We start from the raw sequence: 13,924 nt of genomic DNA, 5'->3' as shown, positions 1-13,924 counted from the left end.
GGGACATGGACGCATCCTGGTACGTGGCGCTGGCCGTGCTTCTGCTCCTCGCCGCGCTGACCCTGGCGGTGTCGCAGAGCCGCGCGGCCAACCGCGAGCAGCGCCTGATCGAGCAGCGCCTGGGCGGCGCTATGCAGCCGGGGGCCGGTCGCTGGGGCAGCGAATTGCTCGAGCGCGTCAGCGGCAGCGGCCTGGGCCGCCGCCTGCGCCTGCGCGACCAGGAAGTGCGCGAACTGCTGGCGCGCGCCGGCTGGAACGGCACCCTGCCGCGCAGCCTCTACCAGACCCTGCAAGTGAGCCTGCCGCTGTTGTTCTGCGCGCTGGTGGCGCTGTTCGGGATCATCCAGGCACGGCCGCCGCAGTCGCTGCTGCTGCCGCTCGCCTTCGCCTCCGGCATCGGCTTCCTGCTGCCCAAGCGGGTCCTCGCGCACCTGGCGGCCAAGCGCTGCCAGAAGCTGTCGGAGGAAGTGATCCTGTTCATCCAGCTGATCCGCATCCTGTTCGACGCCGGCCTCACCGTGGAGCAGACCTTGCGCGTGGTGCAGCTGGAGGGCCGAAGCATCGTCCCGGTGCTGACCGAGGAGCTGGCGACGGTGCTGCAGCATGCCGACAGCGGCCTGGACCTGGCCGAAGAGCTCGACCAGCTCGCCCGGCGCCTGCAGGTGGCCGAACTGTCCGATTGCTGCACCGTGCTGCGCCAGATGCTGCGCCAGGGCGGCAGCGCGCGGGCGTCGCTGCAGACGCTCAAGGAACTGTTCGAAGACCGGCGCCTGACCTCGCTGCAGGAAAAGATCAGCAAGCTCTCGGCGAAGATGAGCATGGTGATGATGGCGCTGCTGTTCCCGGCGCTGCTGATCATCCTCGCCGGGCCGGGGTTCATGGCGATCACCAAGGCACTGGGGGGAATCAAATGAAGAGGCTGAGTGTGCTGGGACTGTCCGTCCTGTTCCTGGGGGGCTGCGCCAACCTGCCGGGCGCGGGGCCGACGGTGGGGCAGAGTTGCGACGAACACTTGAGCCAGGCGCAACAGCTGCAGCTGGACATGGCCCGCGACATGCTCAAGGACGGCCGCCTGCATGCCGCATTGGCCAACCTGGAAACCATGCCGCCGCAGCTGCTCGATGTGCGCGAGAGCAAGGCTGTCGCCCTGCGCCGCATCGGCAGTCCCAAGGCCAAGGCGCTGTACCAGGGGCTGCTCGACAGCTGCAAGGCCGGCGAGGCGCACCACGGCCTGGGGCAGATCGCCCTGCGCGATGGCCACCTGGCCGAGGCCGAACGCGAGATGCGTGAAGCCGCGCGGCTGCAGCCGACCGATGGCCTGATCCGCAACGACCTTGGCGTGGTCTTGCTGCGCAAGGGCGACCGCGAGGGGGCGCGTTTCGAATTCCTCACGGCGGTCGAGCTCAACGAGGGGGACAAGCTGCCGGCGACCAACCTGCTCAGCCTGTTGTTCCTCGAAGGCGAGGACAGCCAGGCGGCGGCGCTGATCGACAAGGCGCACCTGTCCGACGACCAGGTCCGCCAGGCGCATTCCCGCGCCGACGCCCTGCGCCCCGGTGCGCCGACACATCCGGTCGCCGCCGAAGGCGTGGTGCAGGTCGAGGCGCAACCGGCGCGGCCACTGCCGCCCGCATTGGTCAAGGACGCGGAAGCCGAGGCGCGCGACGCCGGGCTGCTGGTCAAGGCGCACTGAGAAGGTCCGCGAGCGGGCCGGGGAGAATGACGATGAAAGGGATGATCCTGAGCGGCCTGCTGCTGCTCTGCCCGCTGGCCCTGCAGGCGGCCGAGCCACGGCCGCAGCCGGGGACCAGCGCCTACGACCAGGCGGAGATCGACCACTGGATGGAGCTGCAGCGCAGCGGCCAGGTGGCCTCGGCCAACAAGCAGAGTGCGACGCCGGCGGAGCGCGATCGTGCCTACCAGCGTTACCTGAAGGGCTACACCCACCCGATTCCCGAGTACCTGCAAAGCAACTATCAGGACTTCAGCACCGGCAGCAAGTGACGGCCCGACGTCGAGGAGTCCCCCATGTACCGTACCCGGCAGCGCGGTGCCATCGGCATCATGGCGGCGGCAACCCTGTTGCTGTCGCTGGTGTGCCTGGCGCTGGTGGTGGATACCGGTCGCCTTTACCTGGAGAAGCGCAAGCTGCAGCGGGTGGCCGACATGTCGGCCATGGAGACCGCCGCGCAAAGCGGCCTGTGCGGCGTGCAGAGCGCCGGCGGGGTGCAGGCCTTCGCCCAGGCCAGTGCGCAGAAGAACGGCTTTCCCGCTGACGGCACGCTGGTCGCGACGCTTGGCGATGTGAACTTCGATGCCAGCAACACGCGCCGGCAGTTCAGCCCGGGAGGGCAGTGGAACGACTCGGTGCGCGTGGTGGCCGACCGCACAGTGGCTTCCAGCCTGATCCTCAACGTGGCCAAGGTGTTCGGCGCCAACGTCTCGACGACCACCACCCTGAGCGCCACGGCAGTGGCGCGGCGCGAGGCGTTGGGTGCGCTTTCCGCCGGAAGCGGGCTGCTGCGCCTGGACAGCTCCAACTCGCCGCTGCTCAACGCGCTACTCGGCGGCCTGCTGGGGACGAGCCTGTCGCTCGACGTGGTGACCTACCAGGGCATCGCCGGCGCCAACATCAGTCTGTTGTCCCTGGGGCAGCAGTTGCAGGCTGCCGGGGTGAGCCTGGACCTGGGTTCGGTGGACAGCCTGCTCGGTGCGAACGTCAGCGTCGCGCAGCTGCTGACCGCCATGGTCGATGCGGCCGATGCCTCGCAGGTGGCAGGGGTGAATACGGCGCTGCTGCGCAGCTCGCTGGCTTCGATCAGCGTTCCTACCGCCAACCTGACACTGGACCAGATCCTCAGCGTGGTGGCGCCGGACAGCGCCCGCGACGCGGCGATGGGGGCGGACGTGAACCTCATGGATCTGCTGATGGCCACGGCGCTGGTGGCGAACAAGAACCATGCGCTGACGCTGGACGTCACCAGCCTGGCTGGGCTGAGTGGGGTGATCGGTTCGGTGACGCTGGGGCTGACGGTAATCAGCCCGCCGCAGATCGCCATCGGCTATCCGGGCAAGGATGCCGGGGGCAATTGGCGGACCAAGGCCACATCGGTACAGGTGGCGCTTAATGTGAAGGCGGACATCGATCTGCTGAACCTGCATCTGGTGGTAGCGCACATCAACCTGGGGGCGACGGTTGCCCAGGGCTACGCGGCGCTGGACAGCATCCAGTGCGGTGGGGTGGGGCGGCCGGTGACAGTCAACGTCAAGGCGCAGCCCGGAGTGGCGTCTTTGACCATCAGCAACCTCACGCTGGGCCTGCTCGGCAACGGCACCTCCTATCTGGCGACTGCCACCGTCAATACCAGCAATGCCACCGTTGCCGTCGCCGTTCCGGGTGAGCAGCCGCTGACTTTCCTGGTCGACTCGCCGGACGATCTGCCCAGTGCCGTGCAGACGGTTCAGAGCCCGTTGGGGAGCTCGCTGGGAGCGGGCCTTACCAGCTTGTCCAACAACTTGAAGATTTCGGTCACCCTGACGCCCAACGGACAAAAGTGCGAACTGCCGCTGATCGGTTGGCTGCTCTGTCCGCTGGGGCAGTTGCTGAATGGCGTGGTGGGGGGAGTGGTCAATTCCGTGGCCGACCTGGGCGCGCTGCTTACCGATGCGCTGGGAAGCGTCATCACCGCGCTAGGCAATGCAATCATCGACCCGCTGCTCAAGCTGCTCGGCATCCAGACCGGCATCCTCGATGTGCGCCTGATCGACGTGCAGACCGCCGGCGCCCAACTGCTGATCTGAGCAATAGAAAAAGGCGCGACCAAGAAAATGGTCGCGCCTTCGAGGAAAAAGCGTCAGTGAACCGCGCGGCTGCTCTGGCTGTTGCTGGGGGAGAGCGCCAGGGCCAGTTGGGTGCGGTTGTGCATGTGCATCAGGCGCAGCACCTGGGAGACGTAGAGCTTCACGGTGTTTTCGGTGATGCCCAGCTCGTAGGCGATCTGGTAGTTGGTCATGCCCTTGCTGACCAGGCGCGCCACCGCTTGCTGGCGTGGCGAGAGCTTGCTGAACAGCGGGTTGTTGATCGGCTCGGGAGCGATTTCGCCGGCGCTTTCCAGCGGCAGGCTGGCGGCGAGGTCGTCGGCCTCCGGACGCAGCGCGCCGGGCTGGTTGCCGTGCACTTCGTACTTGATCTTGTGGATGTCCCGCGAGATGGAGTTCAGCGACTCGGCCAGGTATTCCAGGCGCTGGTTCACGTGGCTGAGGCTGAGCTGGTTGCGGGTGCGTTCGTGCAGGCGCTGTTCCAGGCGCTCCAGGCCCTGCAGCAGCTCCTGGGGCGACACCGGTTTCTGGTAGTAGTCGGCGGCGCCTACGCGCATGGCGTCGATGACTTCCTGGCTGCCCTTCTGCCCGGTGAGGATCACCACCTCGAACAGGCGCCCGGCACCCGCGGCTTCCTTGAGTGCCTCGACGACACGAATGCCGTTGTCGGTGCCCAGGCCAAGGTCGCAGATGACCAGGCCGATGCCCTGGTCGGCGCGGAACTTCTCCAGCGCGCTGTCCCGGTCGTTGCTGCCGATGCAGCGGTATCCCTGATTCTCCAGCAACTCGCAGAGTTCGCTGGTGACCTGCGGCTCGTCGTCGATAACCAGCACCGCGAAACGACGATGCACGTTCTTGTCCATGGCTGCACGCTCCTTGCCATCTAGCCTTTGTATTTTCTTTTTTATGGTTACTGCCGGGGCGAATTACCGGTATGACGAAACTTTTGCCTTGGCTTGCTCACGGTATTAGCCCAAAGCATATAGTTCCTAAGTTAGGTAGTCGGCAAGTCAGTAAAGGAATTTACTGATGAACAACAGATCGAGCAGATATCCGACGAATAGCGCGAAGATGAAGGGGAAGGGTTTCGAGTTTCCGACGCTAATGCTTCTTAAATGCCGCGCGATGGGTTGGGAAATATTCGCATTGCGCAGTAGCGAGCGGCTGCTGAGCATCAGCAGCACCGTGACCAGGCAGGCCAGGGCGAAGGTGTTCATCAGCGTCTGCGGGCCGGTGGCCAGGCCCAGCGCCGGGAGCAGCTTGACGTCGGCTGCGCCGAGCTTGCCGAGCAGGTAGCCGGGCACTGTCAGCAGCAGCGCCAGGACCGCTGCCAGCAGGGCCGCGGGCACGCTGTGGCCGGTCAGGCTCCGGTGTTCGAGGATCAGCCAGAGGGCGGCGAGGGCGCCGCCGCCGAGGGTCAGCAGGTTGCTGACCCGGCGCCGGCGCACGTCCTGGTAGGCGGCGAGCATCAGCCAGAGAACGATGATCGGCTGGATGTATATAAGAGAGTTGTTCATGAATAGCCAAAAGGAATTAATACTTTTTGTCGGGATGCCGACTCCCACAACATAACTAGTATTAGTCATCAGGCGCGAAAGTTTGGCACGACTTTATGCGGGAAGTGCTTTTCGCTCGAAACTGTTCGAGCGTTCAATCAGGTTTTTCCGTCTTTCACAGGAGTGGATGCAATGGGCGGATCTGGTCTGGGCAGGCGGCAGGGCGGTGCGATCGCCATCGAGTTCGCCGCGGTATTCATCCTCTTCTTCGCCATCCTCTACGGTTTGCTCGCCTACTGCGTTCCGCTGCTGATGCTGCAGTCGTTCAACGACGCTGCGGCAGTTGGCGCGCGCGTGGCGGTATCGGTGAACAGTTCGCTGACCAGCGCGCAGTACGAGGCGGCGCTGCAGAGCACGGTGAGCCAGGCGGTGGCCGATCGGCTGAGCTGGATGCCGGCCAGCTGGTACACCGGCTGCAACGGCGGCAACTACATGGCTACGCCGGTCACCGAAGGCAACTTCACGCGGATCACGGTCTGCGTCCGCTATCCCTCCGGCAACTCCCCCGTGGTGCCGGTGCTGACCCTGCCGGGAATCGGCACGGTGCCGCGCCTGCCTGCGGTGCTGCAGGGCCAGGCGAGCCTGCTGCTGTGAGCGACGGCATGTTCGACTTCATCCGCAGCATCGCCGGTGGTAGCGCTTCGGGGAACGACGAGTCGGCGCAGGAGTCGCACTCGTCCGTACCCCTCTGGCGGCCCATAGACGCGCGTGAAGAACTCTGGGCACCGAAGGTCGCGCACTGGGATATCTGCCTCGAAGTGGACGGCGGCGACCGGGTGCTGCGCATCGGCGGGCGCGAGGCGCATCGTCTGCAGCGGCCGGCGGAAGGCGGGCCGCGGCCGCTGGGCGACTACCTGGAACGGCGCGCCGGCAACGAGCAGTCGTTCGGCGGGCTGCGCCGGGGCGAGCGAGTGGACCTGCTGCTGCGCAGCGTCGGCGACTTCCCGCTGGTCTGCCGCGTGCAGGGCATCGCCCAGGACAACGACCATTACCTGCTGGTCGGCACGGACATTTCCGATCTCAACTGGCAGACCGAAACCCAGGAACACAAACTGCATTGCCTCAACCTGAGCAAGCTGCTGCTGTCGCGCCTGCGCCACGTCACGCCGGCGCGTCTGCCGGAGGCGGTGAGCGAGGTGCTGGAGTCGTTCGCCACGAGCTATGGCATGCGCGCCATGGCTTTGCTGCTGTCCGGGGAAACGGGGCGCGCCAGGGTATTCGCCTGTTTCGTCCGCGCAGGCGCCGACAGCCTGCTGCGCCAAGGACTGGAGCTGCCCGACGGGGAACTGCGCGGTCTCTCCGTCAGCACGCTGCTGAACGTGGCCGATGGCCGTTCCGCGCTGCTCGACGCGCTCTGCAGCGAGCAGGTGCTGGCGGTGCCGGCGTTGACCCGCGGCGGACAACTGGCGTGCCTGCTGGGTGAGCCGCTGGTGTACGAGGCGCGGCTCTCGGGGCCGTCGCCGGGTGACTGGCAGCATCTGGCGGAACAGCTGGCCAACCAGGTCCTCGAACGCCTGAACCGCGACCTGCTGCGCGACGACAACCGCAAGCTGAGCCTGCTGCAGGACATGGTCGGCGGCGGCTGGTGGCGCTTTCGCCCGGACCGCGCGCAGTTCGAGCTGTCGTCGGCGGTGGCGGGCAGCCTGGGCCTGCCCGCCGGGCAGACCCAACTGGCGCTCGACGACCTGTTGCAGCGCCTGCATCCGGCGGATGCCGACGAGCTGGCGCTGCGCCTGCGCAAGCTGGCCCCTGGCGCCGTGCTGGAGCAGGTGCTGCGTCTGCGCCCTGAAAGCGGCGCCGGCGTGCGCCGCTGGATGCGCCTGCAAGGGCGGATGCAGGGCCGCGATGAAGACGCCGTGCTCAATGGCGTGCTGCTGGACATCAGCGAAGGCAAGGAGCAGGAACAGAAAGCCATGGCCGCCCACGCGCGGCTGCGCAGCCTGATCGACAGCGCGCCGGTGGTGATCTACGTGCAGCGCGTCGAGGAGGGCCACCTGATTCCCGAGTTCTACAGCGAGAGCGCCGGCAACCTGCTGGGCCTCGACCTGCAGGCGCAGAGCTGGCAGGCGTTGGCCGAGCGGGTCCATGCCGATGACCTGGACCTGTTCCTCGAGCGCGGCCGCGAGCTGCTGCGCGAAGGGCGCGTGCAGGCCGAATACCGGATGCGCGACGGCGCCGGGCAATGGCACTGGCTGTACGACGAGGCCAAGTTGTTGCGCGACGCCCAGGGCATGCCGCGCGAGGCGGTCGGCCTGTGGCTGGATGTCACCGAAAGGCACCAGGCGGCGGAGCTTATCGCCGCCAGTGAAGAGCGCTACCGCGTGTTGGTGGAGGACTCCCCCGCGCTGATCTGCCGTTACTCCACGGATCTGGAGCTGACCTTCGTCAACCGCACCCTCGCGGACTTTCTCGGCGAACCGGTGCAGGCGTTGCTGGGCCGGCGCCTCGATCACTGGCTGGCCGAGCACGATTGCAACGCCCTGCGCGCGCGCTTGGTCGGTGCGTCGGCGGGGAACGCCGAGGCGTCCTGGGAGCTGCGTTTCGAAATGCCCGGCCAGCAGTTCCGCTGGCTGGTGTGGAGCGACCGCCTGCTCTTCGACGATCAGGGCCGGGTGCGCGAAGTGCAGGTGGTGGCCAGCGACAACACCGCCGTGCGGCGTGCGCAGCAGCAGCTGGCGCAGGGCGCCAAGATGGCCAGCCTGGGCGAGATGGTCAGCGGCATGGCCCATGAGATGAAGCAGCCGCTGCACGTCATGCGCATGGCGCTGTTCAATGCGCGGCAGCGCCCGGACGACGCGCAGTACCTGAACGAGAAGCTGACCCGCGCGGACGCTCAGATCGACCGCTTGAACCGGGTGATCAGCCACATGGGCGTCTTCAGTCGCCGCTCGGAGCTGGACATGGCGCCCTTCGATCCCTTCCACGCCTGCGAGGAAGCCCAGCAGCTGCTGGGCGAGAACCTGGCGCAGCAGGGCATCACCCTGGAGCTGCAGCCGCCGGGGCAGCGCTTCCAGGTCAACGGTTTCGCCGACCAGCTCGAACAGGTGCTGATCAACCTGCTGGCCAACGCCCGCGATGCGTTGCTGGGACGCGAGGAGGAGGGGGCACGGTGGATCGGCGTGAGCCAGGTCGCCTGCGCCGAACCCGGCTGGCTGGAGCTGCACGTGCGCGACAACGCCGGCGGCATCGACCCGGCATTGCAGGAGCGCATCTTCGAGGCGTTCTTCACCACCAAGCCGGCGGGCAAGGGGACCGGGCTCGGGCTGTCGGTGAGCTTCGACCTGATCCGCAACATGGGCGGCAACCTGTCGGTGGATAACTTCGCCGGCGGTGCGCGCTTCGTCATCCGCCTGCCGCTGCTTTCCTCATCCTGAAAAGCACAACGCCTGCACGAGGCAGGCGTTGTGGGGGAGGCGAAGCGCGCTATCAGAGGAAGCGCGAGGCCAGCCAGAACAGCCCGGCCGCCAGGGCCATGGACACCGGCAGGGTGAGCACCCAGGCCAGCACGATGTTGCGGATGGTGCCGCCCTGCAGGCCGCTGCGGTTCGCGACCATGGTGCCGGCGACGCCGGAGGACAGCACGTGCGTGGTGGATACCGGCAGGCTGTAGAGGTTGGCCATGCCGATCATCGCCGTGGCGGTGATCTGGGCGCTGATGCCCTGGGCGTAGGTCATGCCTTGCTTGCCGATCTTCTCGCCGACGGTAAGTACCACGCGCTTCCAACCGACCATGGTGCCGATGCCTAGCGCCAGGGCCACCGCGATGATCACCCAGAAGGGGGCGTATTCGGTGGTGGTGGTCAGGTCCTTGCGCAGCTTCTCCAGGTCGGCCTTCTCGCGGTCCGGCAGGTTGCTGAGTTTGCCAACCTTCTTCGCAGTGTCATCCAGGCAAAGCAGGTAGCGACGCACTTGAACGCGGGCGTCGGAAGACAGCTCGGTGTAGCTGGAGATGCCTTGAATGTCGTTCAGCAGGCCCTTGAGGGTCGCGTCCGTCTGCTTCGGCTCGCAACGATACAGGTCGGGCATCTCGCTACCGTCGCCCTTACCCAGGGCGAGCATCTCGCCGAGCACGTCGGTGTGGCGCTGGTAGAACTGGCCCAGGTGGATGGCGGCGTCACGGGTGCGCTCGATCTGGTAGGTGGTGCTGTTCAGGTCGAGGACGAACTTGGCCGGGACGATGCCGATCAGCACCAGCATGATCAGGCCGATGCCTTTCTGGCCGTCGTTGGAGCCGTGCACGAAGCTCACGGTCATGGCCGAGAGCACCAGCACCAGGCGGTTCCAGAACGGCGGGTGCTTCTTCTCGTCGACTTCGCGGCGGGTTTCCGGCGTCTTGTGCATGTTCGACAGCGGATACAGCCACTTCAGGCCGATCAGCAGCAGCGCGGCGACCAGGAAGCCGGCCAGCGGCGAGAAGATCAGCGACAGGCCGATGTCGATCGCCTTCTGCCAGTTCACCCCGGCCCCGATGGGCACGTCGGTGATCAATGCGTTGGCCAGGCCGACGCCGAGGATCGAACCGATCAGGGTATGCGAGCTGGACGAGGGGATGCCGAAGTACCAGGTGCCGAGGTTCCAGGCGATGGCCGCTGCCAACAGTGAGAAGACCATGGCCAGGCCGTGGCCGCTGTTGACGTTGATCAGCAGCTCTACAGGCAGCAGGTGGACGATGGCGTAAGCCACGCCGACGCCGCCGAGCAGCACGCCGAGGAAGTTGAAAATGCCGGAGAGGATCACCGCACGGTAGGGCGACATGGCCTTGGTGTAGATAACCGTGGCCACCGCGTTGGCGGTGTCGTGGAAGCCGTTGATGAACTCGAAGGCCAGGACGAATGCCAGCGCCAGAACAAGGCTGACGCCTACCCAGAAATCGATTCCGCTGAAGAGATCGAACATGAAGTTTATGTGACAGGTCGGGACGGGGCGGCGATTATGCCAGAAGCGATAGCGAATCGCCCAAAAGCTGAATGCATTCTCGAATAGTCGCGACGCCCGGTCGCAGTCCGAATCACCGGCGGGCTACCCCGCGAGGCGGCCGCCCCGCGGGCGCGGCGCTCAGTCAGCTTCTTTCTGCTGCGCCTTCTCTCGCTCCACGCGCATCTTGTCCAGCTCGCGGTCGAAGGCCTTGTCCTGCACATTGGGGCGCTTGCGCCAGGGCTTTTTCTCGGGGTCGGGTTGCGCGGCGTAGAGGGTGACTTCTCCGCCGTAGACATCCTTGTAGCGTTCTTCCTGGCGCTGCAGTTCCGCGCGCAGTTCGTCTTTGGTCACGGGTGATCCTGTTGCTGGTTCTGGAGATTCCTGCCGCCCGGCAGGCTGTGCATTGCAGTGTAGCGGCTGGCGGGGGAGGCGCGATTATAGCGGCCAGATGCTGCGGGGGAACCCGTTTTGGCCTGCGGCACATGGACGTAGCCAACGAAGGTTCGGGATGCTGGGGCGTGGCTCGCGCAAATGTAACAAGCGGCTACGCTCAGAAAGTGATCAATAGCCCGGGAGACCTCTCCATGTTCAAGATCCGCGTTCCGCTGCTCATGCTCGCACTGCTGTTTTCCGCCCAGGGCTTCGCGGCCAATACGGCGCAACAGGAAAAGATGAAGACCTGCAACGCCGACGCCACGGCCAAGTCGCTCAAGGGCGATGAGCGCAAGGCCTTCATGAGCACCTGCCTGAAGGCGGGTGGCGGCGCCGATGCGGCGAATAAGATGACGCCGCAACAGGAGAAAATGGCCCAGTGCAACAAGGACGCTGGCGCAAAGGCCCTGAAGGGCGACGAGCGCAAGGCGTTCATGAGCAACTGCCTGAAGAAGTAGCCGAGAGCGCGGTAAACAAAGGGCAGCCTCGGCTGCCCTTTTGCTTTTTCGTCCCCGTAGGAGCGAGCTTGCTCGCGAACCGCACGGCACGAATGCCGAGCCTGCAGGGCCGCTCGGCTGTCGGGGTTCAGATACCCGAGCAGAGCAGCCAGGCGACAGCCAGCACGTAGAACAGCCAGGTGTTGTCGTCGAACAGGGTCGAGCGTTTCAGCCATTGCGTGTTCATGCGTGCACCACCGCCGACCAGTAGCCTTGCGCGTTGCGGAAGGGCTGGCGGGTCATTTGTTCGGGGCGGGTGACGCCGGCGGCGAGCAGGGCGTTGACCAGGGCCGAGAAGGATTTCGCGGTATAGCTCATGGCGGGCTCCTTGCGTTCCGTCAGTGGGGGACGGAGCTATGAAACCGCGCCGGGGGGGATCGGCGGAAATGGATGTTTCTGCTTTTGATTATTGATGGAATCGATGAAGCGCCGTTTCACCAGTCCAGCTGCAACTGGCTCTCGAACTGCCGCGGCTCGCCGCTGAGCGGGTCGTCGAAGGCCAGGTGGCGGGCGAGCAATTGCAGCGGCCGCGAATAGTCGTCGCTGCGTCGCTGGTCTTCCGGCAGCAGCTGTGGATAAAGCGGGTCGTTGCGCAGGGCCGCGCCGAGCGCGGACATGTGCACGCGCAGCTGGTGGCGCTTGCCGCTCACCGGATAGAGCGCGTAGCGCCACCAGTCTTCGCGACGCTCCAGCACCTCGATGCGCGTCTCGCTATTGATCGCGCCCTCGGTCTCGCACATGACGATGAAGGGATCGCCCTCCACCAGCCGGCTGCGTCGCACGTGGGGGAATTCCAGCTGCGGCAACGGCGGGGCGATGGCCTCGTAGCGCTTGTGCATGCGCCGCTCGCGGAACAGCGCCTGGTACGCCGCGCGGCTCTCCGGGTTGGCGGAGAACAGCACCAGCCCGGCGGTCGGCCGGTCGATGCGGTGCAGCGGCACCAGCAGTGGATTGCCCAGGCGCCGCGCCAGGCGCGCCAGCAGGGTTTGCTCGACGTACTGCCCGGACGGCGTCACCGGCAGGAAGTGCGGCTTGTCGGCCACCACCAGGTGCTCGTCGACGTGCAGGATGCGCTCCTCGAAGGGGATCGGCGCTTCCGCTACCACTTCGCGGAAGTAGTGCACGCGCAGGCCTTCGCGGTAGGCGCTGGTGGCGTCCAGCGCCTGGCCGTTGGAGTCCAGCACGCGGCCGCGTTCCATGCGTTGCAGCCAGGTCTCGCGGGAGATGGCCGGGAAGTGCGCGCACAGGCAGTCGAGCACCGTGGACCAGGGCCCGGCGGGCAGGTGCAGGGTGCTGGCGCGGTGCTGGGCGGCGGAAAACGGCTTCTCGGACATGGGGCGCGGGCGGCTATCGGGGCGTGCATTAGGCCGCAGCCGGCCGCCCGCGTCAAAGGCCGCCGGGCGGGTCAGGCCGGGTTGACCTCGACGGTCACGTGGACCAACTCCTCGTGCACGCCGAGCAGCACCTTGAAGTCGGCCGGGCGCGCCTCGCTGCTCGTGCTCAGGCTGAGGATGCAGGCGTACTGGCCCTTGCCCACGCGCCACAGGTGCAGGTCGGTGATCCGCGCGGGGTAGGGGCCGGCGGCGATGGCCTCGTGTATCTCGACGATCACCGGGGCGTCCATCTCGGCGTCCAGCAGCACGCGACTGCTCTGGCGCAGCAGGCCGATCGCCCAGACCGCCACCAGCACCGCACCGACGATGCCCATCAGCGGGTCGAGCCAGGCGGCACCCCAGAGGCTGCCGCCGAGCAGGGCGAGAATCGCCAGCACCGAGGTGGCGGCGTCGGCCAGCACATGCAGGTAGGCGGCGCGCAGGTTCAGGTCGTGGCCGTGGTGGTGATCGTCATGCCCGTGGTGGTCGTGGCCATGGTGATCGTGGCCATGGCCGTGATGGTGGTGGTGATCGTCCTTGAGCAACCAGGCGCAGACCAGGTTGACCAGCAGGCCGAGCACGGCGATGGCGATGGCCTGGGTGTAGTGGATCGGCGACGGGCTGATCAGCCGTTGCACCGATTCGAACAACATCAGTGCCGCCACGCCGATCAGCAGCAGGGCGCTGCTGTAGCTGGCCAGCACTTCGATCTTCCAGGTGCCGAAGGCGAAACGCTTGTCACCCTTGAGCCGGCGCGCCGCCACGTAGGCGAAGAAGGCCAGGCCCAGGGCCAGCGCATGGGAGCTCATGTGCCAGCCGTCGGCGAGCAGGGCCATGGAGTTGTAGTACCAGCCGCCGGCGATCTCCAGGACCATCATCACGGCGGTGAGAATCACGGCGCGCAGCGTGTTGCGCTCGGCGAGCGGGTTGCTTTCGTGGAAATCGTGGTGGTGCGTGTCGGGGCTATGGGCGTGCATGAGACAATGTCCGGAAAACCGATTTATATACTATACTCCAGTATACTTTCACGGAGGGAGCTCATGGCCCATACCGTTCGCGACAAGCGCAAATTGCTGACCCGCATTCGCCGCATCAAGGGACAGAGCGAGGCGCTGGAGCGCGCCCTGGAAAAGGAGGACGGCGACTGCGCCGCCGTGCTGCAGCAGATCGCCGCCATCCGTGGCGCGGTCAACGGGCTGATGGCCGAGGTGCTCGAAGGGCACCTGCGCGAGCATCTGCTGGAAGAGGGGCGCACCCCGCGCGAGCGCGAGGACGACCTGGATCAGGTGATGGGCGTCCTGCGCTCCTACCTCAAGTAGCCACTAGCGCG

General features: G+C 66.4%; 15 protein-coding genes. 8 read left to right on the top strand and 7 right to left on the bottom strand.

Translation table 11 applies throughout. The annotated features are described in order from the left end of the window. The first annotated feature begins 5 nt into the window (after window positions 1-5). Genes PKB_RS22025 through PKB_RS22010 form a run of 4 tightly spaced genes read left to right on the top strand, consistent with a single transcriptional unit; the run spans window position 6 to window position 3,801 of the window. Window positions 6-914, top strand: a complete 909-nt coding sequence (locus tag PKB_RS22025) for a type II secretion system F family protein (protein ID WP_043254509.1) — start codon at window positions 6-8, stop codon at window positions 912-914. Then, window positions 911-1,693: a tetratricopeptide repeat protein gene (locus PKB_RS22020; RefSeq protein ID WP_043254508.1), complete on the top strand. Its 783-nt coding sequence runs from the start codon at window positions 911-913 to the stop codon at window positions 1,691-1,693. The genes PKB_RS22025 and PKB_RS22020 overlap by 4 nt, the downstream gene beginning before the upstream one ends. A gap of 32 nt (window positions 1,694-1,725) precedes the next feature. Further along, window positions 1,726-2,004 (top strand): DUF3613 domain-containing protein, encoded by a 279-nt coding sequence (locus PKB_RS22015; protein WP_043254506.1) that lies wholly within the window; start codon window positions 1,726-1,728, stop codon window positions 2,002-2,004. Between the two features lie 24 nt (window positions 2,005-2,028). Further along, window positions 2,029-3,801, top strand: a complete 1,773-nt coding sequence (locus tag PKB_RS22010) for a pilus assembly protein TadG-related protein (RefSeq protein ID WP_043254504.1) — start codon at window positions 2,029-2,031, stop codon at window positions 3,799-3,801. A 53-nt stretch (window positions 3,802-3,854) separates the two neighbouring features. On the opposite strand, the gene PKB_RS22005 is transcribed toward PKB_RS22010, so the two are convergent. Together PKB_RS22005 and PKB_RS22000 are read right to left on the bottom strand one after the other, a co-directional pair. Beyond that, window positions 3,855-4,682 carry a response regulator transcription factor gene (locus PKB_RS22005; RefSeq protein ID WP_043254502.1) on the bottom strand — a complete coding sequence of 276 codons (828 nt, stop codon included), beginning with the start codon at window positions 4,680-4,682 and terminating at the stop codon, window positions 3,855-3,857. A gap of 147 nt (window positions 4,683-4,829) precedes the next feature. Then, window positions 4,830-5,336, bottom strand: coding sequence for a prepilin peptidase (locus PKB_RS22000; protein ID WP_052355360.1), 507 nt, complete (start codon window positions 5,334-5,336; stop codon window positions 4,830-4,832). A 171-nt stretch (window positions 5,337-5,507) separates the two neighbouring features. Here PKB_RS22000 and PKB_RS21995 point away from each other — a divergent pair, with 171 nt between their 5' ends. After that, window positions 5,508-5,969 carry a TadE/TadG family type IV pilus assembly protein gene (locus PKB_RS21995; protein WP_043254501.1) on the top strand — a complete coding sequence of 154 codons (462 nt, stop codon included), beginning with the start codon at window positions 5,508-5,510 and terminating at the stop codon, window positions 5,967-5,969. Between the two features lie 8 nt (window positions 5,970-5,977). Beyond that, window positions 5,978-8,749 carry a PAS domain-containing sensor histidine kinase gene (locus tag PKB_RS21990; RefSeq protein WP_084166821.1) on the top strand — a complete coding sequence of 924 codons (2,772 nt, stop codon included), beginning with the start codon at window positions 5,978-5,980 and terminating at the stop codon, window positions 8,747-8,749. Between the two features lie 52 nt (window positions 8,750-8,801). Here PKB_RS21990 and PKB_RS21985 read toward each other — a convergent pair whose 3' ends face one another. Further along, a complete protein-coding gene (locus PKB_RS21985; RefSeq protein ID WP_043254499.1) occupies window positions 8,802-10,271 on the bottom strand; it encodes an inorganic phosphate transporter in 1,470 nt (489 codons plus the stop codon). A 159-nt stretch (window positions 10,272-10,430) separates the two neighbouring features. Beyond that, a complete protein-coding gene (locus PKB_RS21980) occupies window positions 10,431-10,643 on the bottom strand; it encodes a hypothetical protein (RefSeq protein ID WP_043254497.1) in 213 nt (70 codons plus the stop codon). A 233-nt stretch (window positions 10,644-10,876) separates the two neighbouring features. On the opposite strand from PKB_RS21980, the gene PKB_RS21975 reads away from it, so the two are divergent. After that, a complete protein-coding gene (locus PKB_RS21975) occupies window positions 10,877-11,182 on the top strand; it encodes a PsiF family protein (RefSeq protein ID WP_043254495.1) in 306 nt (101 codons plus the stop codon). A gap of 222 nt (window positions 11,183-11,404) precedes the next feature. Here the strand turns inward: PKB_RS21975 and PKB_RS30380 are convergent, their stop codons facing one another. The 3 genes from PKB_RS30380 to dmeF form a co-directional block, all read right to left on the bottom strand. Then, entirely contained in the window at window positions 11,405-11,539 is a 135-nt protein-coding gene (locus PKB_RS30380; RefSeq protein ID WP_269090590.1) for a hypothetical protein, read from the bottom strand. Window positions 11,540-11,655: 116 nt separating this feature from the next. Beyond that, window positions 11,656-12,555 (bottom strand): pseudouridine synthase, encoded by a 900-nt coding sequence (locus tag PKB_RS21970; RefSeq protein ID WP_043254493.1) that lies wholly within the window; start codon window positions 12,553-12,555, stop codon window positions 11,656-11,658. 71 nt (window positions 12,556-12,626) lie between these two features. Then, entirely contained in the window at window positions 12,627-13,571 is a 945-nt protein-coding gene (dmeF, locus tag PKB_RS21965; RefSeq protein WP_043254492.1) for a CDF family Co(II)/Ni(II) efflux transporter DmeF, read from the bottom strand. A gap of 63 nt (window positions 13,572-13,634) precedes the next feature. On the opposite strand from dmeF, the gene PKB_RS21960 reads away from it, so the two are divergent. Beyond that, on the top strand, window positions 13,635-13,913 hold the full coding sequence (locus PKB_RS21960) for a metal/formaldehyde-sensitive transcriptional repressor (RefSeq protein WP_043254490.1): 279 nt from the start codon (window positions 13,635-13,637) through the stop codon (window positions 13,911-13,913). The last annotated feature ends 11 nt before the right edge of the window (window positions 13,914-13,924 follow it).

The organism is Pseudomonas knackmussii B13, assembly GCF_000689415.1.
Classification (GTDB): Bacteria; Pseudomonadota; Gammaproteobacteria; order Pseudomonadales; family Pseudomonadaceae; genus Pseudomonas; species Pseudomonas knackmussii.
This window is presented reverse-complemented; position numbering and strand designations above follow the sequence as displayed.